The 20,519-nt window shown below is 59.9% G+C and carries 17 protein-coding genes; 6 read left to right on the forward strand and 11 right to left on the reverse strand.

The genetic code is table 11. From position 1 onward, the window contains the following. Window positions 1-102: 102 nt before the first annotated feature. The 9 genes from BXA01_RS20975 to yaaA form a co-directional block, all read right to left on the reverse strand. Window positions 103-1,227 carry a mannuronate-specific alginate lyase gene (locus BXA01_RS20975; protein ID WP_016771602.1) on the reverse strand — a complete coding sequence of 375 codons (1,125 nt, stop codon included), beginning with the start codon at window positions 1,225-1,227 and terminating at the stop codon, window positions 103-105. A gap of 8 nt (window positions 1,228-1,235) precedes the next feature. Beyond that, window positions 1,236-2,702 (reverse strand): alginate O-acetyltransferase, encoded by a 1,467-nt coding sequence (locus BXA01_RS20980; protein WP_076565960.1) that lies wholly within the window; start codon window positions 2,700-2,702, stop codon window positions 1,236-1,238. Window positions 2,703-2,713: 11 nt separating this feature from the next. Further along, window positions 2,714-4,285 (reverse strand): mannuronan 5-epimerase AlgG, encoded by a 1,572-nt coding sequence (algG, locus tag BXA01_RS20985; RefSeq protein WP_076567791.1) that lies wholly within the window; start codon window positions 4,283-4,285, stop codon window positions 2,714-2,716. Between the two features lie 26 nt (window positions 4,286-4,311). Next, window positions 4,312-5,793, reverse strand: a complete 1,482-nt coding sequence (locus BXA01_RS20990) for an alginate export family protein (protein WP_076565962.1) — start codon at window positions 5,791-5,793, stop codon at window positions 4,312-4,314. Then, a complete protein-coding gene (gene algK, locus BXA01_RS20995; RefSeq protein ID WP_073473671.1) occupies window positions 5,790-7,202 on the reverse strand; it encodes an alginate biosynthesis TPR repeat lipoprotein AlgK in 1,413 nt (470 codons plus the stop codon). The genes BXA01_RS20990 and algK overlap by 4 nt, the downstream gene beginning before the upstream one ends. Window positions 7,203-7,211: 9 nt before the next feature. After that, on the reverse strand, window positions 7,212-8,381 hold the full coding sequence (locus BXA01_RS21000) for an alginate biosynthesis protein Alg44 (protein ID WP_024011680.1): 1,170 nt from the start codon (window positions 8,379-8,381) through the stop codon (window positions 7,212-7,214). A 35-nt stretch (window positions 8,382-8,416) separates the two neighbouring features. Continuing rightward, window positions 8,417-9,898 carry a mannuronan synthase gene (gene alg8 / locus BXA01_RS21005; RefSeq protein ID WP_162098720.1) on the reverse strand — a complete coding sequence of 494 codons (1,482 nt, stop codon included), beginning with the start codon at window positions 9,896-9,898 and terminating at the stop codon, window positions 8,417-8,419. Between the two features lie 99 nt (window positions 9,899-9,997). Beyond that, window positions 9,998-11,314 carry a nucleotide sugar dehydrogenase gene (locus BXA01_RS21010; protein WP_016771595.1) on the reverse strand — a complete coding sequence of 439 codons (1,317 nt, stop codon included), beginning with the start codon at window positions 11,312-11,314 and terminating at the stop codon, window positions 9,998-10,000. An 809-nt stretch (window positions 11,315-12,123) separates the two neighbouring features. Beyond that, window positions 12,124-12,903, reverse strand: coding sequence for a peroxide stress protein YaaA (yaaA, locus tag BXA01_RS21015; RefSeq protein WP_076565964.1), 780 nt, complete (start codon window positions 12,901-12,903; stop codon window positions 12,124-12,126). Between the two features lie 364 nt (window positions 12,904-13,267). Here yaaA and BXA01_RS21020 point away from each other — a divergent pair, with 364 nt between their 5' ends. The 6 genes from BXA01_RS21020 (at window position 13,268) to BXA01_RS21045 (ending at window position 18,459) form a co-directional block, all read left to right on the forward strand. Then, window positions 13,268-14,344, forward strand: coding sequence for a polysaccharide deacetylase family protein (locus tag BXA01_RS21020; protein ID WP_442961921.1), 1,077 nt, complete (start codon window positions 13,268-13,270; stop codon window positions 14,342-14,344). 338 nt (window positions 14,345-14,682) lie between these two features. Then, complete coding sequence (locus BXA01_RS21025; protein ID WP_024011685.1) at window positions 14,683-16,077, forward strand: PhoH family protein; 1,395 nt, start codon at window positions 14,683-14,685, stop codon at window positions 16,075-16,077. A gap of 175 nt (window positions 16,078-16,252) precedes the next feature. After that, a complete protein-coding gene (gene moaC / locus BXA01_RS21030) occupies window positions 16,253-16,726 on the forward strand; it encodes a cyclic pyranopterin monophosphate synthase MoaC (RefSeq protein WP_008080206.1) in 474 nt (157 codons plus the stop codon). Then, a complete protein-coding gene (locus tag BXA01_RS21035) occupies window positions 16,723-16,965 on the forward strand; it encodes a MoaD/ThiS family protein (RefSeq protein ID WP_024011686.1) in 243 nt (80 codons plus the stop codon). The genes moaC and BXA01_RS21035 overlap by 4 nt, the downstream gene beginning before the upstream one ends. 2 nt (window positions 16,966-16,967) lie before the next feature. Beyond that, window positions 16,968-17,420 (forward strand): molybdopterin synthase catalytic subunit MoaE, encoded by a 453-nt coding sequence (gene moaE / locus BXA01_RS21040; RefSeq protein WP_016771590.1) that lies wholly within the window; start codon window positions 16,968-16,970, stop codon window positions 17,418-17,420. Window positions 17,421-17,682: 262 nt separating this feature from the next. Beyond that, window positions 17,683-18,459, forward strand: a complete 777-nt coding sequence (locus tag BXA01_RS21045) for an ABC transporter substrate-binding protein (protein WP_076565968.1) — start codon at window positions 17,683-17,685, stop codon at window positions 18,457-18,459. Between the two features lie 123 nt (window positions 18,460-18,582). On the opposite strand, the gene BXA01_RS21050 is transcribed toward BXA01_RS21045, so the two are convergent. Both BXA01_RS21050 and BXA01_RS21055 read right to left on the reverse strand, forming a co-directional pair. Next, window positions 18,583-19,209: a helix-turn-helix transcriptional regulator gene (locus BXA01_RS21050; RefSeq protein WP_076565970.1), complete on the reverse strand. Its 627-nt coding sequence runs from the start codon at window positions 19,207-19,209 to the stop codon at window positions 18,583-18,585. Between the two features lie 84 nt (window positions 19,210-19,293). Continuing rightward, window positions 19,294-20,421 (reverse strand): NAD(P)/FAD-dependent oxidoreductase, encoded by a 1,128-nt coding sequence (locus tag BXA01_RS21055; protein WP_076565972.1) that lies wholly within the window; start codon window positions 20,419-20,421, stop codon window positions 19,294-19,296. Window positions 20,422-20,519 lie beyond the last annotated feature (98 nt).

Raw genomic sequence — 20,519 nt, forward strand, 5'->3', positions numbered from 1 at the left:
ACGCTCTGCGTGGGAATGCTTCTTGTGACGCTCTGCGTCACGCTTTGGGACGCAGAGCGTCCCGTGCTGCATTCCCACGCAGAGCGTGGGAACGATCAGCGACTAACTGCCTTTGTTGCCCTTTTCATGCGACGGGTCGTAGACCTTGGTCAGGTCGCCGCCAAGACGGAAGGTCTTGAACGGTTGCATGTCGCGCTTCTTCTCGATCACATCCGGCGCACAGGTGTAGAGCGTGCAGAACGGTTCGAGCCAGGCGAATTTCATGTCCTCTTTCAGGTCGGTCATGTCCTGCTTTTTGCCGTTCTTTTCTTCGAACTCATCAGGGTCCTTGACGCCGGCCAATACGCGGTCACCCAGACGCTTGAGCGCGCCATTGTTTTCCTGACGCAGATCGACACCATTGACCTGGGCGAAACTGGCGATCATCGCCAGCGGCGGCAGGGCGTAGTTGTGATAGGCGAGGGCGCGTTGCTGGCGCTTGAGTTCGTTGGGCAGGAAGCCATCGGCATCGACTTGATTGACGCCGACCTTGTATTCCTTGACGGCCCAGTCGAACAGGTCGCGGCGGTTGGTGGCGACGGCGGTGGCCATCACCGACCAGGCGGCCCAGTACGAGTGGTTGTTGGTTTTTTCCAGCGGCAGGTTGTCCCAGTCGCTGACCACCTGATCAGCCATTTTGCTGAACCAGGCTTCGATCAACTGCGCTTCCTGCTGGTGCTGGGCCAGTGGGTGCGAGTCGGAGAACTTCAGGCGAATGTACGACGAGGCCATGCTGCCCAGCGCCCATTTGCGCATCGACTTGCCGGTGTGGTTGAAGTCTTTGGACATCAACGCGTCAGCCTTGGCCCACGCGGTCAGCCAGTCGAGCGTGCATTCGAGCTGTTCCGGGCGACCGTCGCGCATGAACTGCATGACCCGCTTGGCGGTGCCGCGCTCCAGCGTAGTGATGTCTTTGGTGGTGTCGCGAAAGGCTTTTTCCGACTGCACGTTCAGCGTCGCGCGGGCCTTGTCCGAACCTTCGTATTTGCTGCGAAATTGCAGCGGACCGGTGTACGGCGCCGGCATCGCGTCGCAGCCATCGCTCTTGTCGCCGGTCTTGAATTTATCCACCGGGGCGAAGTAGCCCTGCGGCGGACGCAATGGCGCGGCGGCCTGAGTTGCCCCGGCGAACATCGCCAGGCTCAGGAGTGTCGGTGCCAACAGATTTTTCAGTTTCGGATTTCGCATAGCAGACCTCATTGCCCGAGCTGCGCGGTCTGTTGACCAGCGCCCGGGAATACGTTGCGTTTGCAGATTTTCGCTTCGACTTTTTGTGGGGCGGCGCCAGGTCCGGCTTCAGGACCCTGGACTTCGACTGCCAGCAGGTTTTGCGAGGCCCAGTCTTCGTCCGTGCGCAGCTCAAAGGCGAAACGACCGTCGGTGTCGGAGGTTTCCGGTTTTTCGATCTTGATGTCCTCGTGGCGACCGTTCATGTACCAGAGGGTGGCTTGCAGGGTTTTCACCGAGGTGTCGGCGAAGCGGATGTCGACCTGATGGTTGGCATTCTGCAGGTTCAGGTTCTTGCTGTTGACCAGCAGTTCTTGCTTGCTGCCCGGCTTCAGCGTGGCACTGGCGGACATTTGCGCGTCTTTGCCTTCGCAACCGTTATCGAGCAGCGCCATCATCTGGCGATAGATGGTTTCCTGATCGAGGCGATACAGCGGCGAGAATTCCCAGATGAGAATCTTCGGCGGGGTTTTCTGGAATTCTTCGCTGCCCAGGTACTGCAGCATCGAACCTTCGAAACCGCCGCCGGGGAAGGCCACGTTGAGGATGTCGGCGCCGATGGCCTCTTCGAGGAAACCGGCGAAGTTGTAGTTCTTGCCGCTGTGCGACGTACCGACCAGGGTGATCTGCGGATTGCCGGAATCGCCGAACAGATCGCCGTCGCCGGCTTCGCCTTTCGGCTCGGTGGTGAACTGGTCCATGTACTGGATCGCATAGCTGGTGCCGCACAGTTGCCCGGCCATGTTGTGCAGAGTGCCGGTCTTGCCCATGCGCCCGGAGCGCTTGGTCTCGAATTCACGCTTGGGAATGTCGGCGAAGGCCGGGATCTGCTTGACCTTTTCGGCGACGATTTTTGCCGTGCGCTGGGCGCCGTAAGGTGTCCAGTGCTGGTCGCCACGGAAGTAGAAATCGTGGGCGGGCAGGGTGTCCGGCAGCGATTCGTTGGTCAGTGGCGACAGGTCCGGCACCACGTAGCCCATCTTGGCGAAACGGCCGAGCATGGTCTTGTAGTTGCCCAGCGCTTTCTCGTAATCGAACGCGGCTTTTTCCCGCGGGTTGAGCTTGTTGCGGTTCACCAGGCCACGGGTCGGCTGGTAAACGATCACCAACTCGACGCCTTTGCTCTTGAACGCATCGTGCAACTGTTGCAGGCGCTTGTAGCCGGCCGGCGTGGTGTTGAACTCGGTGCGCAGGTCTTCCTGGGTACGGAACAGCCAGTCGCCCTGGGCCTGTACCAAGGTGGTGAAGTTCTGCTGATAACGCGTGGTGTAGTTCTTCGCGTCATGGGCAGCCGGGCACAGGTTGCAGCACGGTTCGGCGGTGAACTTCGGTGGCGTGACGCTTGCGCCGTCAGCGTCGGCGCGGGCGTTGCCGGCAGCGAGAATGCCGAGAGTCAGGGCCGAGAGGCTGAGCAGTTTGATCATGTGTGGGTGCATAAAAATTATCCTCAGTCCTGCAATTCGGTCTGGCGTTCGACAGGGTCGATCAGCACGGCTTTCTGCTGGCGCACCAACAGATCGAGAATTTCATCCTGGCGCTCGCCGAGAATGCCGTTGAAGCTGATCCCGCTGGACTTGGTCGGCGCCAGCATCGACACGCGATACAGCTCGACACTCAGCGGCGAGTCGATCGACAGCGGGCCGCTGCCGTTGGCTGCCAGCTCGCCGCCGACGACGATCAGCGAGACCTGCGCGTCGAACGGGTCGAGCTTGATGTCACGGTCGGTGTCGGTCAGATCCTTGATGTGGCCGTAGATACCGGTCAGGCCGTTGGTCATGGCAACGTTTTCGTAGAGGCGGATGTTCACGCTGTTACGAATACGAATGCCGTGACGGGTATTGCTGATGACCTTGTTGCCCCACAGCAGGTTGTCGGCAGACTCGTAGAGCGTGATGCCGTCGGTGTGGTTCTTGTAGATCTCGTTGTAGGCAATGATGTTGTTGACGCTGTTACGGTCGATCACCAGGCCCGACAACTTGTTGTCGAAACTCTTGTTGTTGAAGATGAAGCTGTCGTTGACCTCACGGGAAATAATGATCCCGTGCTTCTTCTTCGTGCCGTGAACGGTGTTCTCGGCAATGATCAGACGGTGCGAGCGGTCATGCGGGTCGATGCCGTAGACGATGTTGTCCTTGTAGGTGTTGCCCTTGACCACAAAGTCGCTGGTTTCGTAGCAGTAGAAGCCGTACCACATGTCCGAGAACTCGGAGCCGACGATCCAGCCGGTCGGTTCCGGGCGCTTGAGGACTTTGGCCATGTTCGGCGTGTACTGGGAAATACTCACCCCGTACGACTTACTGTTGGCGTAACCGAAACTGGCCATCTTGCTGTTGACGATGTAGGTCTCGGTGCCGCCCCAGGAGAGCAGGAACGGACGGAATTCCTTCGGCGAACGGAAGGTTGCCGGGCCGTTGTCCTTCTCGCGCCAGCCGGTGACTTTGGTGTCACGCACGAACAGTTTGCCGTCATTGACCAGGAACGAACCGGCCTCTTGGGACAGGCGCAGTTCCTGGGTCTGACCATCGATTTCGAGGATGCCTTTCTCGCCGACCACGATCGGCAATTTGGCCAGGTACACGCCCGGAGCGGTCTCGCTGAAATACTGCTTGGGCAGTTTTTTCGCCAGATCCTTGAGGTTCATGTAGCCGTCGTCGATGAAGATCGCCTGCGGGATGCCGTGCTGACGCACGACCCATTCGGCCATCTTGTTATCGCCGCCGATGAAGTCCTTCAGGGCGTTTTCCTGCATCATCCGGCGCACGCTGATCTTGCCCGGTTTGCTGCGCACGATCTTCGCGGCAGCGGCTTCGGCGGTGAAGCCGGACAGGTCGGGCAGGGTCGGCTTGGCCAGTTTCAGCGCGTCGGTCGGCGCGCTGCTGACGGTGTAGGTCTTGGCCTGTTGCAGTTCCTTGGCCACGTTCGCAGGTTTGGCCGGTTCAACATTGGCGAAGGCGCCGGCGCTGGCCAGCAGCATCGCGCCGGCCAGCAGGCTGAGTGAGCCTGTTCTGGTGCTGATCATGTCGGGCACTCCCTTGGCGGTTTGCATCAGAAGCGCCAGATCACGTCAATGAATGCGCGGTGCATGTAGGAATCAACCTGGCTGCCATAGGCATCGCCCGGTTTGAACACACCGCCACGGAAACGCACCAGTGCCGAAGGCTCGTCGATCGACTGGCTCAACGCCGCCGGCAACAGGCCCTGCTTGAAGTACTTGGTGACGACCAGGTCCATTTCCTGACCCAGGTCCTTGTTGCCATCTTCAAGCGGCAAGGATGTGCTGGAGAGGATTGCGCCGGTGACGTCGTCGGTGTTGTTTTCCACCGCGTTGATGCCGTTGCTGCCGACCGGCTTGTTGCCGTCGACACGCCAGAACTTGTGGTAGATCAGGCTGGCGTCGTACTCGTCGTTGACCATCCACGAACCGAACAGGGTGGCGGTCTGCATGTTGTTCATTTCGCCACGGAACGCTTCGCCGAAACGGTGCACGCGCGAGCGGGTACCGGTGTAGTTGGAGCGGTTGCTCTCCAGACCGTTCTGTTCGTAATCGGCACTGGCGCGGGCGTATGCACCGCCGACTTGCCACTGCGGATCGAGGCGCAGACGTACGCCGACGTCGGCTGCCCAGCCGCTGATGTCATCGCTGCGCTTGGCTTGTGTCGGACGTGTGCCGTCGGCGTTCAGCGCGTTGACCGTGTCGCGGTCGCCGCTCATGCCGGTGATGCTGCCCCAGTAGTTGACGGTGTTGGTGTTGCGCCAGTTGTAGGCGTCACTGTCGGCAGTCAGGCCGATCCAGCTGATGTCGCCGTTCTCGGTCTTGTCCAGCGAATCGCGCGGGACGCCCGGCTCGGCGTAATCGAGTTTGCCGTCATCGTGAGTGTGGTGGCCGCGAATGCCGACCCACTGCCCCGGCGTCCACTGATAAGCAGCGTCGGCGTAGGCGTGCAGGCGATCCTTGTCTTTCGGCGCCAACTCTTTCAAGTCGGTGCGGTATTCGCTGAAACGCTCGGCAACACCGGCATTGGCGCGCAGCAGTGTGGTATCGAAGGTCCAGTTCAGCGCTTCGATGTTGGTGTCGCGCCATTGGCCGTCGTCATTGCGCAGGCGCTGACGACCGAACTTCAGAATCTCGCCAGGGTAGGGCGTGAAGCCGCTGTAGCCGACCCAGAACTCGCGCATCGCCAGGTAGTTTTTCTTGGTTTCGCGATCGCCGCTGTCGGTGGCCTGTTCGCCGTCCGATTGCTGCAGGGTGTCGGTCTCGATGATATCGGTCGAGGTCACCGCCTGACCCATCGCATAGGCGCTCCACGCGCCGCTTTCGCCGTAGATCCACGGACGCAGGTCGAGGCCCACGCCATTGACGTCGCCGCCGCCGGCAGTGCCGAGGTCACGGTCGTCTTCGGACTGGCCGGTGAGTTTCACTTCCAGACCGAAGTTCTTGGTTTCAGTCATCGCAGCCAGTGTCGGGCAAGACCAGAGCAGCGCGAAGGTGAGGCCAATACCGGCCTTCACGAATGGGTTCAGCTTCATAGTTTTTCCTCGCCGTCTTCTTCTTGCAGGGCGTGCAGTTGCAGCGTGTTCGAGTTCAGGGCGCCACGGCTGGCCTGTTCCTGTTGCAACAGACGGCGGGCTTCGGGCAGGCGCTCGGGCGGCAATTGCGCCTCGAGGGTCGCTGCCAGTTCATCGGCTTGCGGGGTGTTCTGGGCCTTGGCCAGTTGGCTGAACACGTAAGCGTTCAGCGGGTCGGGCTTGGTGCCCTTGCCTTGCGAGAACAACTGGGCGATGGCGAAGTCGGCACTGTTCTGGCCGTTGCGCGCAGCGGTCAGCAGGTGGTCCAGAGCCTTCTGCGGATAGACCTTGCCCAGGTAGCCACGACGGTAGATCTGGCCGAGGTAGTAGTCGGCGGCCACTTCGCGGCCGACGGCTTTCTGGAAGTGTTCTTCGGCGACTTTCGCGTCGGCCGGGACCATTTTGCCTTCGTAGTAGACCTTGCCCAGCAACAGTTCGGCGCGCGGCTGGTCGGCGGCGCGACCGTTGTCCAGGTACTTCATCATCTGGTCGACGTCGCCCAGTTCGGGGAAGTCGTAAAGCAATTGCGCGAGGGTGACCCACGACGCCGGGTAGCCCGGAGCGATCGGCTCGAGCAGCGCCTGCGCGGTTTTTTCGTCGGTCTTGCCCAGGGTCGAATCGGCCAGCACGCGGGCCACGGAATCGACACGCTGCGCGGTGACGGTGCCACGGCTGTAACCGGCCTGCATCTGCTTGATCAGCTCGGCCTGTTGCTCCGGCTGGCCACGTTTCTGGTAAACGGTGGCGAGTTCGACGTAGCAGATGTCGGTGGTGTTGAGCGCGGCCTTGCAGATTTTTTCCACGTCATCCAGGTGCTGGTCGTAGGTGCCTTGGGTGCGATACAGCAGCACCTGCGCCAGACCGGCTTCCGGGTAACCGGATTTGCGCCACTGATCGATCTGCTGCTGGGCGTTGATGTTCGGGAAGCTGTGCGGGTATTGCAGATACAGCATCGCCAGCGGGATCAACGTGTTGCCTTCGCCATTGGCGGCGGCTTTTTTCAGCAGGGTTTCGGCTTCGTGGTGCTCGGCTTCGGTCGAACCCGGCTTGGCCACCAGCAGACGACCGAGACGTGCCTGGGCACGCGGCGACACGCTGGCCGCTGCGCGGTAAGTCGCCTCGGCCTGTTTCATCTGCGCCGGGTCGCGGCTGTCGACCTGGATATCGGCCAGGCCGACTTGCGCCTCGCTGTAACCCAGATCGGCCAGTTGCTGGTAGTTCTGCGCAGCGGTGGCGGTGTCGCCACGCTTGAGCGCTTCGTTGGCCAGGCGCTGATCGGGCAGCCCGGCGCAACCGGCCAGACTCACCGCCAATGCCAGGGCACACAGTGATAGCGGTGTTCTGAGGATGGGTGGAGTAGTCACAGGCATGTCCTCGACTTAAAGACCGGCAGCCATGGCTTTGTCGATCAGCCAGTTCAGGTTCGGGCCACGGTCGCTGTTCACTTCAACCGGGCGGCCGGCCAGGCTGCTGTCGAGCGGCTCGTCAGGCTGGATCTGCACGCGGATGTCGGAGGACAGGTCGGCGCTCTTCAGGCTGGTGCTGCTGACGATCTTGCCGGTGCGGGTCTTGTCTTCGCCGGCGATCTGGAAGCTCACCGGAGTGCCTGGACGCACGTCGCCGAACTGGCGATAGGAGAAGCGTGCTTCAACGTTGGCCTGGGTGTTGCGCGGCACCAACTGGAAGATCACGTCGCCCTTGCTCGCGTACTGACCGTCAGCCACCAGTTGCTGGGCCACGGTGCAATCGCACGGCGAGGTCAGGGTGCCGGTCATTTGCTTGCCGAACAGTTCTTCAACCTTGGCCGGGGCCAGTTGGTCTTCGGCCAGATGGCCCTTGAGCACGTCGAGCATGCTGGTGCTGAAGGTCGCCAGTGGTGCGCCTTTGGCGGCAACGCCGTCGGACTTGACCAGGCTCTGCACTGTGCCGTCACGCGGCATGGTGATGTTCATCCCCGGCACGCTGACCAGACCGGCCTGGGCGTGGCTGACGAAGTACATGCCGTACACCGACTTGAAGATAAAACCGGCAGCGACCAGGCCAACGGCGAAAATACCGGCGCTGAAGGTCACGGCTTTCAGGCGGCCGAACGGCGTCATGCCGGTGTCGTTGGTCTTGTTCTTGCGCGCCTTGGTGAAGTTGTCGCGCTGCAGGGTCGCCAGCACTTCGCCGATGCTGACGATGTCGCCGGCCAGGTGCGAAGTGATCAGGTGGCGCAGGGTGGAAATGTCCTGCGGCTCGAGGTTCTGGAACTGGCAGCCGGCGCGGCCGGTGGCGCGGTCAAAGGAACGCACCTGCAGTTCAACGTCCATGGCCAGGCCGAGGTTGTCGATGACAAATTGCAGACGCGCCTTGTACACCTCGCCGATGGTCAGTGGCATCTGCCCGGCGTTGAACGCCAGACCGCCAGCCGACAGATCGAGGACGCGCGCTTCGAGCGGCGTCCGGTCAGGGCCGAAGAAACGCAGCTTGGCCGGGATTTTCACGCGAGCGTGCTGGCGCTGGGCTTCGGATTCATGCACTACGTTGACGTTGACGGCGGTATTCATAGGGGCGATTTCCTTGTTAATTCAATAGGAGCGGGTCAGACCATCATCAGCAGCACGGCGACAAAAATGCTGCCGGCGGAGAAGGTCATGGTCCGAGACGACCAGGTGTTGAACCAACGTTGAAAGCTGGCGAGATCACGGGTCAGGGATGTGGGCTGGCGAGTCCAGGATTGTTGGTCGAGGCGGAAGAACACGTAGATCTTCACCAGGGCGCCAACGATCTGGTTGTAATACAGAATCGCCGGGTAAGCAGGGCCGATGCGGTGACCGGAACACGACAGCAACAGCGTCAGGATCAGGCGGGTGATGCCGATCCACAGCAGGTACACGAGGATGAACGCGGTGCCGTACTTGAAGCTGGCGATCAGTGCGACGGTCAGGCCGAGCAGCGAAGTCCACATCGATACGCGCTGGTCGAACAGCACCACCGAGGTGAACGCGCCGAGGCGACGGATACCCAGACCCAGTGCACGCGAGTTCTGGCGCAGGTTGTTGCCGTACCAGCGGAACATCAGCTTGCGGCTGGCCTTGATGAAGCTCTTTTCCGGCGGATGCTCAACGGTGTTGATCGCGGCGTCCGGCACGTAGAAAGTGTCGTAACCCAGGCGCATCAGGCTGAACCAGCTCGACTTGTCGTCACCGGTCAGGAACTTGAAGCGGCCCAGACGCCAGTGTTGCAGCGAGTCGCTTTCAACGTCGGCGATGAACTCCGGATTGGTCACCACGGAGGCTTTGAACACCGACATCCGACCGGTCATGGTCAGTACGCGCTTGGACAGGGCCATCGAGCACATGTTGATGTGGCGCTGGGCGAAACGCAGCTTGTGCCATTCGCTCATGATGTAGCCGCCGCGCACTTCGCAGAACTCGTTGGTGGTCAGGCCGCCGACATTACCGAACAGCTGGAACCACGGCACGGTCTTGCGCACGACGCCTTCGCCGAGCACGGTGTCGCCGTCGATCACGGCCACTACGGCACGGTCGTCCGGCAGGTGGCGGGAGATTGCGCGGAAACCGAAGGCCAGACCATCGCGCTTGCCGGTGCCGGGGATACGCACGAAGTCGAGCTTGACCCGCTCCGGCGGATTCATCCGTGCCCACAACGCCTTGACCAGCAACTCGTCGGACATTTCCACGATCGAGCAGACAATGGTGGTCGGCAGTTCGCAGTCGATGGCTTCGCGGATCACCGAGCTGTAGACCTGCGCAGTGGTCAGCGCGTCAATACGAAAGCTGGTGACCATCAGAAACACATGCGACGGATCGGCCGCTTTACCCAGCTTGCGTACTTTGCGACGCAGGTGCGGGTAAACGATGTAGAGAAAAATCATGCCGCGCACAAAGTGCGTTGCACCCATCGAGTAGCGCCAGATACCCACGGCGCCAATCAGGAAAATGAAGTCCTTCGACTCGGAGTCGAATGTGGACGTGGGCAGCATCAAGGCCAGGCCCATCAGCAGACTGAGATAAAAAAGCCAGCCGGCTGATTGCAGAAAAAAATGTTTGAGCTTGGTCATAACCGTCATCCGAAGGTAAGGGAAGCTGCAAGTTGCAAGCTTCAAGCTGCAAGCCAATCGCGTTGACTTGCAGCTCGACGCTTGTCGCTTGGGGCTGCGTTACCAGCAAATGCCTTCGGTGCGGCTACCGGCGCTGGTGGCCTTGGACATGAAGCCCACCAGGTCGATGACTTGCTTGCCCTGCGGCGCTTCCTGGGCCAGCGAACGGAATTTCTCGTCGCGGTTGCCGAGGATGATCACGTCGGAGTTATCGATCACCGAGTCGAAGTCGGAGTTGAGCAGGGACGATACGTGCGGAATCTTCGATTCGATGTAGTCCTTGTTCGCACCGTGGACACGCGCGTATTCGACGTTGCTGTCGTAGATGCTCAGGTCGTAACCCTTGCCGATCAGCATTTCCGCCAGTTCGACCAGCGGGCTTTCGCGCAGGTCGTCGGTGCCGGCCTTGAAGCTCAGACCGAGCAGGGCGACTTTGCGTTTTTCATGGCTTTCAACGATGTCGAAAGCGTTCTGCACTTGCGATTCGTTACTGCGCATCAGCGAGTTGAGCAGCGGTGCTTCGACGTCCAGGGAACCGGCGCGGTAGGTCAGCGCACGCACGTCTTTGGGCAGGCACGAACCGCCGAAGGCGAAGCCCGGACGCATGTAGTACTGGGACAGGTTCAGAGTCTTGTCCTGGCAAACCACTTCCATCACTTCACGACCATCGACGCCGACGGCTTTGGCGATGTTGCCGATCTCGTTGGCGAAGGTCACTTTGGTCGCGTGCCAGACGTTGCAGGTGTACTTGATCATCTCGGCAACGGCGATGTCCTTGCGGATGATCGGGGCGTCGAGTTCTTCGTACAGCGATTGCAGAACGTCGCCCGAGGCGGTATCGAACTCACCGATAACGGTCATTGGTGGCTGATCGTAGTCAGCGATGGCGGTGGATTCGCGGAGGAATTCCGGGTTGACCGCAACGCCGAAATCGACGCCGGCTTTCTTGCCCGAGCAGTCTTCCAGAATCGGGATGACCACGTTGGCCACGGTGCCTGGCAGCACGGTGCTGCGCACGACGATGGTGTGGCGGGTGGTTTTTTCACGCAGGACAAAACCGATCTCGCGGCACACGGCCTCGATGTAGTTCAGTTCCAGGTCGCCGTTCTTTTTGCTTGGCGTGCCGACGCAGATCATCGACAGGTCGGTATCACGAATCGCCTCGGCGAAGTTGGTCGTGCCGCGCAGACGGCCGGTCTGGATACCCTGCTGCAGCAGTTCGCCCAGGCCTGGTTCTACAATCGGCGATTTGCCGGCGTTAATCATGTCGATCTTGTCTTTGGCAACATCGACGCCAACTACGTCATGGCCCCGTGCAGACAGGCAACCGGCACATACTGCGCCAACGTAACCCAAACCAAATATGCTGATGCGCATCGCAATTACCTCTGTATATATCAGGCCTTAGAAGGCCGGAGTTAATGGTGTTCAGCGGTCACTAGTGCACTCGGAAGTGCGGCTTACAGGCGCCACAATGCCGTGTGCAGGCATACAAAGTTCCGAGTGTCTAATAAGTGCACTCAAGATGTGCGCAACTAGGCCTTGTTGTTATGACTTGCCCTGTTATGCAGCCGATCTTCCGTGCGGGAAGACTCTAGTGCAGTCGTGTAGCCTGCTCGACGTCCGGTAGGGAGCCGGTAAATCAAGCAGTTAGGTGCTCAGGCGAGCACGTTTATAGGGGCGCGGCCTTGGCCTTTGTAGGGGATATTAATGGTGCGTATCTCCTGTCCTTCGATTGTTTTGAGACTAGTTAGTCACTCAGGCAAGTTGCTGTGACAACTTGGTTACATGGCTATCAGCTCTGCGTAAGTTATCTCGTACAAACTCGGCGAGAATCGTTACCGGTGGTATGAGCAACGCATTTGGACATAGTTCCAGCCCGCTCATCGTGCCAGTCGAAATTTTTTGAAATATTGATGAAGATGGCACTGGGTGCAAATTGATAGCACTAACGATTTCGCCCTTTAGTTATCGGGGCGAAACCGGGGCCGATAGTTTTGTGCCACTACGGGTAAAAAATTTAGGTGCCACTACTGAAAAAAAACTTCAGTGTCGAGTGAAACTAAAATTAGAAAATAGAGTGTGGTTTTATTGGCGCCATGAATTTGGCGATATGCGGCGGGGGAATTTTGACTTCGGGCGGACTGCACGACTCTTGAGAAAAAGAGTCGTGCAAAGGGCATGCTTTATTCCGGGGCGTGGTCGCGCAAAAACACCAGATTGTCAGGTTTCGATTGTTCGGCGCTGTAGCGATAACCCTGTACATCGAATTGCTTGAGCTGAGCCGGGTCGTTGATGCGTTCCTGGATCACAAAACGGCTCATCAGGCCGCGCGCTTTTTTCGCGTAGAAACTGATGATCTTGTACTGGCCGTTCTTCTGATCCTTGAACTCGGTGTTGATGATCCGCGCCTTCAACGCGCTGCGCTTGACCGCAGAAAAGTATTCGTTGGATGCAAGATTGAGCAGTACGTCATCGCCTTGCTCGGCCAGCGCTTCGTTCAGCCACTCGCTGATGCGCGTACCCCAGAACGCATACAGATCCTTGCCACGGCCGTTGGCCAGTTTGGTGCCCATTTCCAGGCGATAGGGTTGCATCAGGTCCAGCGGCCGCAGCAGGCCATAAAGGCCGGAGAGCATGCGCAAGTGCTTTTGCGCGTAATCGAATTGCGCCTCGCTGAAGGACTGCGCGTCGAGGCCGGTGTACACATCACCCTTGAAGGCGAGCAGGGCCTGTTTGGCGTTTTCCGGGGTGAAGGCGGGTGTCCAGCTGCCGAAACGCGCGGCGTTGAGGCCACCGATCTTGTCGGACACGTGCATCAACTCGCTGATCTGCGCCGGACTCAGCTCGCGCAACTGCTGGATCAATTCCTGGGAATGATCGAGGTACTGCGGCTGGGTAAAGCGCTGGGTCGCCGGCGGTGTTTCGTAGTCGAGGGTCTTGGCGGGGGAAATCACCATCAGCATGAAGTCGTCTCCTTTAATCGTGGGGGCGATTCTAGGGGGTTGTCCGGGTTGACTCCAGCTATCAAGCCCATAGGTGATCGACGGCTTAACTCAGACCCCTTGTGGGAGCGAGCCTGCTCGCGAAAGCGGATTTACATGATCGTTCCCACGCTCCGCGTGGGAATGCAGCCCGTGACGCTCTGCGTCACAGTCGTCGGACGCGGAGCGTCCGGGGAGGCGTTACCACGCAGAGCGTGGGAACGATCATCCGTGGCTGAGGGGAAACAGGACAGGATCAGCTATAGTGCCGCGCGGGTTTTGTTATGGAGACATCCCTTTGCGCATTGTTCTTTTATTCACCGCGTGGCTGCTGAGCTTCGGCGCCATGGCGGCGCCCGGTGATGCGGCGACGCTGGATCGCACGACCTGGCCGGAGCAGCTCAGCAATCCGACCCTGTTCGACGTCGCGTCGCGGGCGGAAATCCTCATGTTCGCTCGCGGCCTGCTCGGCACCGAGTCCATCGACGAGGCGGCACTGGCCCAGCGCCTGGGCCTGCGCACGGTCAATATCGATGCGGTCAATCAGCTGCGCCAGCGCCTCTGGCAGCGCTTGCTCGCCAACTACAACCACGCCCAGCAAAGCTGCGATCAGGACGCCTCGTTCTGCTTCCTCGTCGAAGACCTGCCGACCCTGCGCGAGCAGGCGGCCAAGTTCGTCGTCAGCGACGACAGCTATTACACCAAGTGGGCCGAGCCGAGCCGGATCTTCCATTTGCAGTACCTCGACGAGCTGATGCGCAAGGCCGCGCTGTCGCCGCAAACCAGTAACGAATTCGATCGTTTTGGCGACTACGAGCGCAACGGCGACGACATGCATGATCGGCTTTTTATGCTGACGTTCGACAGCGCCGCCAACGTGCAACCGGACAACACCGACTGGCTGACCGAATACCTGCGCAAATCCAATCTGAGCGGGACATTCTTTGTCTTGGGCAAGGATATTCAGGCGCGACTCACCGGCCGTTCGGTCAGCAGCCTGCAGGCGAGTTTCTCCCGGCAGTGCGTGGGCGTGCAGGGCTGGGAGTTCCGCTCTCACAGCCATTGGCAGGACTGGCAGGATTCGGTGCGACGCAGCGCCGATCTGGTGAAGAACAAACTGCCGGAAAACTACGTGCCGCTGTTCCGGCCGCCGGATGGCCAGCGCCGCAGTGACGCACAAGGTTTCTTCAACAGCCAGGGCCTGCAAGTAGCGCTCTGGGATATCGATGCCCAGGACGGTGCCGGCAAGCTCAAGGGGCCGGCGAGCGCGCAGCGAGTGCTGACCCTGATGCTGCTGTGGCGGCACGGGGTGATCAATTTCAACATGAAACAGGATGCGGTGAAGACGTCCTTACCGTGGCTGATCACCCAGACTGCGCAGAGCGGCATCGGCTGGGAAGACTGTCAGGACGCGTTTCGTTGAGAAACGACAAGAAGCCCGGAAACATTGGGCTTGGGGTAATTTTCAGAAGGAATTCGATGCAGGCGGACTTCCGACTTTAGCGGGGTACGGGGAGTCCGCCAAGGGCTTTTCGTCACTCTGCAAAATAAACTTAAAAAAACCGTCAAAGTGCTTTTTTATGTCATCGGTTTTGGAGTATTACGAAGACAGACCGCCGAAACCTGCAACACAGGTGGCGTCTTCCCAGACTCCTATTGTGTGCAGTTCATCCAGGCCCTCGTGGATGAATTCGGCAGTCACCTCGAGGCGCAGCACTGTCAAGGTATTGCGTCGAATGGCTCCCACAAAGGTGACCGAGTATGGATGATCACGGACGCAGCCCTTCCTCCAACCAGCCAATCCTGTATGTACTCGATACCAACGTATTGATTCACGATCCAAATGCCCTGCTGAATTTCGAAGAACACCACGTCGCCATCCCGATGACCGTGCTGGAAGAGCTGGACAAGCTCAAGAGCGGCCATCACAGCGTGGCCGCCGAATGCCGTCAGGCGATCCGCCTGATCGACAAGACCCTGGGCGATGCGTCCCCTGAAGACGTTGAGCTGGGTGTCCCGATCCAGCGCGGCAAGGGCGGGCCGAAGGGCTTGCTGTCAATTCTGATGAGCAAGCAGGCCGAGTCGAACCTGATTCTGCCCGAGCACCTGAACGACAACAAAATCATCAACCAACTGATTGATCTGCATACCCGCGATCCGCAGAAACCGGTGGTGCTGGTCACCAAAGACATCAACATGCGCCTCAAGGCGCGCGCCTGTGGCATCGATGCCGAGGACTACAGCACCGACCAGTTGGTCGATGACGTGTCCCTGCTGCCCAACGGCTACCACAACATGACCGGCTCCTTCTGGGACCGCGTGAGCAAGGTCGAAACCCGTCAGGACCACGGCCGCACCTGGCATCAGGTGCAACTGATCGATAACCTGCCGGCCGTGCACATCAACGAGTTCATCATCGACGAGCAGGGCTTTGTCGGCTGGATCAAGGAAATCCAGGAAGACCGCCTGCTGATCCTCGACCTGCACCAGGAACCGCTGCTGCATCAGGAGGCCTGGGGCCTGAAGCCGCGCGACATCTATCAGAGTCTGGCGCTGTATGCGTTGCTGGATCCGGACATTCATCTGGTCAACCTGTCTGGCGCCGCCGGTTCCGGTAAAACCATTCTGGCGCTGGCCGCTGCGATCGAGCAGACCATGGTCAGCAAACGTTATCGCCGCATCATCGCCACCCGCAGCGTGCAGGGTCTGGACCAGGAAATCGGTTTCCTGCCCGGCACCGAAGCGGAGAAAATGGAGCCTTGGCTGGGCGCCATCACCGACAACCTCGAAGCCTTGCACATGGATGACGAAAACACCCATGGCAGCGTCGACTACATCCTCAGCAAAGTGCCGTTGCAGTTCAAATCGCTCAACTACATTCGCGGTCGCAGCTTCCAGCAAAGCCTGATCCTGATCGACGAATGCCAGAACCTCACGCCGCACCAGATGAAAACCATCATCACCCGTGCCGGCGCCGGTTCCAAAGTGGTGTGCCTGGGCAACCTGGCGCAGATCGACACCCCTTACCTGTCCGCGACCAGCTCCGGGCTGACCTACCTGACCGAACGCTTCAAGGACTTCCCCAACGGTGTGCACATCACCCTGCAAGGGGTGCCTCGCTCGATCCTGGCCGAATACGCCGAATCGCATCTCTAAGAGGAGCAGCTACAAGCTTCAAGCCGCAAGCTACAAGTGGTCCGAGTGAAATTCACTTGCCGCTTGAAGCTTGCGGCTTTCGGCTGTTTAAATGCGAGCTTTCCTGACGCCTGCCTACCGCGCTTTAACTTGCCGCTTGTAGCTTGCCGCTCGCAGCTGCCTCAAGGAGGCCCTCGTGCTGACTCATCTCGATTCCCAAGGTCGCGCCAACATGGTCGACGTCACTGAAAAAGCCGTGACGTTCCGTGAAGCGACGGCTCAAGCGCTAGTGCGCATGCTCCCTGAAACCCTGCAGATGATCGTCAGCGGCGGCCACCCCAAGGGCGATGTGTTCGCCGTGGCGCGCATTGCCGGAATTCAGGCGGCGAAGAAGACCAGCGATCTGATTCCCCTGTGCCACCCGCTGATGCTGACTGGCGTCAAAGTCGAACTCAGCGCCGAGGGTGAGGACAGCGTGCGTATCGTCGCGCGCTGCAAGTTGTCCGGGCAGACCGGTGTCGAGATGGAAGCGCTGACCGCCGCCAGTGTCGCTGCCCTGACCATTTACGACATGTGCAAAGCCGTCGACCGTGGCATGACCATCGAAAGCGTGCGTCTGCTGGAGAAAGTCGGCGGCAAGAGCGGCCACTTCCAGGCGGAGCAGCCATGAAACTGACGGTGAAATTTTTTGCCCGCTACCGTGAAGCGCTGGGCGTGGATTCGGTTGCGGTTGAAGGCGATTTCGCCACCGTCGATGACGTTCGGGCACTGTTGGCAGAACGTGATGGCGCCGAAGTGCTGAGCGAGCAGAACCTGATGTGCGCACGCAACGAAGACCTCTGCCAGCTCGACGAGCCAGTTGTCGATGGTGATGAAGTGGCGTTTTTCCCCACCGTGACCGGAGGCTGAACATGGCGATTCGCGTGCAGGCCACGCCGTTCGATCCGGGCGCTGAAGTCAATGCGATGCACGCGGCCAATGTCGGTGTGGGCGCGGTGGTGAGCTTTGTCGGTTATGTGCGCGACTTCAACGACGGGCTCGACGTGGCCGGGATGTTCCTCGAACACTATCCGGGCATGACCGAAAAGGCTCTCGGCAAGATCGCTGTCGAAGCCGAGCAGCGCTGGCCGCTGTTGAAACTGGAAGTGCTGCACCGCATCGGCGCGCTGGAGCCGGGCGAACCGATCGTCTTCGTCGGCGCCGCCAGCGCCCACCGCCAGGCCGCGTTCGATGCCTGCGCCTTCGTCATGGACTACCTGAAAACCCGCGCGCCGTTCTGGAAGAAAGAAAACACCAGCGATGGACCACGTTGGGTCGAAGGGCGCGACAGTGATCATGCGGCTGCGGATCGCTGGAAGAAGTAGTTTCTGTAGCGCCCTCCGGTCAGTCTTCGCGAGCAGGCTCGCTCCCACAATTGGAAAGCGTTCCCCTGTGGGAGCGAGCCTGCTCGCGAAGGCGTCATCTGTGACACCGAAAATCCTTCCCTCTCTACCCGATTGACGATTTGTACCTGAGAGTCCAGTATGGATTTCCAAGTACAAAAAAGCTTCTGTCTTGCAGCTATCAGCTTGCCGCTTGTAGCTGCTCTTCTTCGCCAAACCAACAACAACCCGCGAGAGAACGAACATGAAGAAACTCCCCCTCATCACCGGTCTGGCGCTCAGTCTGCTGGCCTGTGCCAGCACCTTTGCCGCCGAGAAAACCTTGCGCATCGGCATCGAAGCGGCCTACCCGCCATTCGCGTCGAAAACCGATAAAGGTGAAATCGTCGGTTTCGACTACGACATCGGCAATGCCCTGTGTGCGCAGATGAAGGTCACGTGCGTGTGGGTCGAAGGTGAGTTCGACGGGCTGATTCCTTCGCTGAAAGTGAAGAAGATCGACATGGCGCTGTCGTCGATGACCATCAACGAAGATCGCAAGAAGTCGGTGGATTTCAGCCACAAGTATTACTTCACTTCTTCGCGTCTGGTGATGAAGGAAGGCGCTACGGTCGATGATCAGTACGCCAGCCTCAAAGGCAAGAACGTCGGCGTGCAGCGCGCGACCACCACCGATCGTTATGCCACCGAGGTGTTCGAACCCAAGGGCATCAACGTCAAGCGCTACAGCAACAACGAAGAAATCTACATGGACCTGGCGGCGGGGCGCCTCGATGCGATTTTCGCCGACACCATCCCGCTCAATGACTTTCTGTCGATGCCGCGTGGCAAGGGTTACGCGTTTGTCGGGCCGGAGCTGAAGGATCCGAAGTACGTCGGCGAAGGTGCGGGTATTGCCGTGCGCAAGGGCAATGCTGAGCTGGTCAGCCAGTTGAACAGCGCCATCGACGGGATTCGCGCGAATGGCGAATATCAGAAGATTTCCGAGAAGTATTTCAAGACCGATATCTACGGCGATTGACAGTCCGTTATCGCTGGCAAGCCAGCTCCCACAGGTTCAGCGGTCGCCATAAATTTTGTCTGTGACGCAATTACTGTGGGAGCTGGCTTGCCAGCGATGGGGCCGGACGAGTCACCGCAGAATTCAGCCCTTCAATTCCTTCAAATGCTTGTACACCGTCGCCCGTCCCATGTTCAGCACATTGGCCACGTAGTTCGAGGCGCTCTTGCCCTTGAACGCCCCCTCGGCGTGCAGCGCCAGCACCAGTTCGCGTTTGTGGTCACGAGTCAGCAGATTCAGGCTCAACTGCCGCTCGCGCAACCAGGCGTGGAGGAAGGTGTTGATGCGCTCCTGCCAGTCATCACGGAACAGCGAGTCCGGCTGCGGAATCAGCTTGCTCGGCGAGAGAAACAGGTCCAGCGCCGCTTTGGCGTTCTCGAAAAGGGAAATATTCAGATTGATGCACAGCACCGCCAGCGGCCGACTTTCGCTGTCACGCAGCACGGTGCTCAGGCTGCGAATTTTCTGACCGTCCCAGTTGAGCTTTTCGTACGGGCCGATGTTCCTGTCGCTGACATCCTCGCTGAGCATGTCTTCCAGTGACGAGTCGTCGCCGATCTCGCGCTTGGACAGATTGTTGGCGATGTAGTCGACCTTCTGCGTGCGCAGGTCGTGCAGCACCACCTCGCCATGTGGAAAGAACAGCGTGGCGATGGCGTCGGCGATGGCGCGGAAGTTATCCAGCGCCGGGTCGAATTCGGGGGCAGTCATGACAGTGGAGCTCCAGGCAGCGTCAGCGCCCCTTGTGCCGGGGCGCTGCGAGTGTGCCGCAATCTTTTCGACGAGTCGATGCGATCAAGCCAGTCGGGCCGGGGAGAGCATGGCGCTGTCCAGGCCGAATTGATGCAGGTGCTCGGGGAATGGCTCGCCGCGCACCAGCGCCGCACTGGCCTGGCCCATCGCCGGCGACGTCTGAATGCCGTAACCGCCCTGCGCGGCGACCCAGAAAAGCCCTGGCACCTGCGGATCAAAGCCGCTGAGCAAATCACCGTCGGCAACGAAACTGCGCAGACCGGCCCAGGTGCGGGTCGGACGGCGGATGGTCAGCGTGGTGGCTTCTTCGATCTGATAGATGCCCATGGCGATGTCGAGTTCTTCCGGCTGCACATCGTGTGGTTCGACCGGATCGGCGTTAGCCGGCGAGCCGAGGAACATGCCGGCGTCGGGCTTCATGTAGAAGGATTCGTCGAGGCTGACCAGCATTGGCCAATGATGAGTGTCCACGCCTTCCGGGCCGGCAAATATAAACGCGGCGCGGCGTTTCGCTTGCAGCCCCAGCGGCTGCGCACCGGCCAAGGCAGCGACCTTGTCGGCCCAGGCACCGGCGGCGTTGATGAGCACTGGTGCGCTGAATGTCTCGCCGTTGGTCTGCACGATCCACAGGCCATCGGCATCGCGGCTCAAGCCGAGCACTTCGCAATCGGTGCGCACTTCGCCGTGGTTGCGCCGAATGCCGCGCAGGTAGCCCTGATGCAGTGCGTCGGTGTCGATGTCGCAGGCCGATGGGTCGTAGATCGCGCCGTGGACTTTTTCCCGGCGCAGGATCGGCAGACGCGCGCAGGCTTCGTCGGCGCTGAGCAGTTGCATCTGCGGCACGGTCGCTTTGGCGCTGAGGTATTGGTTGTTCAGTTCGGCGGGATCACCGATGAAGTCGACGGTCATTTCGCCGCGTGGGGTCAGCAGTGGGTGCTCGCAAAAGCCGCTCGGAGGACTGTCGAAAAACGCGCGGCTCGCCTGAGTCAGTGCGCGGACCTGTGCGGTGCCGTAGGCGGCGGTGTACAGCGCGGCGGAGCGACCGGTGGAGTGATAGCCGGGATGGGTTTCACGCTCGAGCACGATCACTTTGCCGTGCGGCGCCAGCCAGAACCCGGTGGAAGCGCCGGCAATCCCGCCGCCGATGATGATGAAATCTGCGTGGCTCATGTAGGTCTCCAGTGGGTACGCAATATCAAGGCGTTCGCTAGTCCATCGTGGGAGCGAGCCTGCTCGCGAAAGCGGTGTATCAGTCGACATCTTCGCTG

The sequence above is a fragment of the Pseudomonas sp. B10 genome (assembly GCF_900156235.1).
Taxonomy (GTDB): Bacteria; Pseudomonadota; Gammaproteobacteria; order Pseudomonadales; family Pseudomonadaceae; genus Aquipseudomonas; species Aquipseudomonas siliginis.

Bases quoted from the DNA above. Each gene is read 5' to 3' on its own strand.
- BXA01_RS21035 (WP_024011686.1), top strand. From the start codon at position 16,723: ATGAAACTGACGGTGAAATTTTTTGCCCGCTACCGTGAAGCGCTGGGC.
- alg8 (WP_162098720.1), bottom strand. From the start codon at position 9,898: ATGACCAAGCTCAAACATTTTTTTCTGCAATCAGCCGGCTGGCTTTTT.
- BXA01_RS21000 (WP_024011680.1), bottom strand. From the start codon at position 8,381: ATGAATACCGCCGTCAACGTCAACGTAGTGCATGAATCCGAAGCCCAG.
- algG (WP_076567791.1), bottom strand. From the start codon at position 4,285: ATGATCAGCACCAGAACAGGCTCACTCAGCCTGCTGGCCGGCGCGATG.
- BXA01_RS21020 (WP_442961921.1), top strand. From the start codon at position 13,268: ATGGCGGCGCCCGGTGATGCGGCGACGCTGGATCGCACGACCTGGCCG.
- BXA01_RS21025 (WP_024011685.1), top strand. From the start codon at position 14,683: ATGGATGATCACGGACGCAGCCCTTCCTCCAACCAGCCAATCCTGTAT.
- BXA01_RS21010 (WP_016771595.1), bottom strand. From the start codon at position 11,314: ATGCGCATCAGCATATTTGGTTTGGGTTACGTTGGCGCAGTATGTGCC.
- BXA01_RS20990 (WP_076565962.1), bottom strand. From the start codon at position 5,793: ATGAAGCTGAACCCATTCGTGAAGGCCGGTATTGGCCTCACCTTCGCG.
- moaE (WP_016771590.1), top strand. From the start codon at position 16,968: ATGGCGATTCGCGTGCAGGCCACGCCGTTCGATCCGGGCGCTGAAGTC.
- algK (WP_073473671.1), bottom strand. From the start codon at position 7,202: ATGCCTGTGACTACTCCACCCATCCTCAGAACACCGCTATCACTGTGT.
- yaaA (WP_076565964.1), bottom strand. From the start codon at position 12,903: ATGCTGATGGTGATTTCCCCCGCCAAGACCCTCGACTACGAAACACCG.
- BXA01_RS21050 (WP_076565970.1), bottom strand. From the start codon at position 19,209: ATGACTGCCCCCGAATTCGACCCGGCGCTGGATAACTTCCGCGCCATC.
- BXA01_RS21045 (WP_076565968.1), top strand. From the start codon at position 17,683: ATGAAGAAACTCCCCCTCATCACCGGTCTGGCGCTCAGTCTGCTGGCC.
- BXA01_RS20975 (WP_016771602.1), bottom strand. From the start codon at position 1,227: ATGCGAAATCCGAAACTGAAAAATCTGTTGGCACCGACACTCCTGAGC.
- BXA01_RS21055 (WP_076565972.1), bottom strand. From the start codon at position 20,421: ATGAGCCACGCAGATTTCATCATCATCGGCGGCGGGATTGCCGGCGCT.
- BXA01_RS20980 (WP_076565960.1), bottom strand. From the start codon at position 2,702: ATGCACCCACACATGATCAAACTGCTCAGCCTCTCGGCCCTGACTCTC.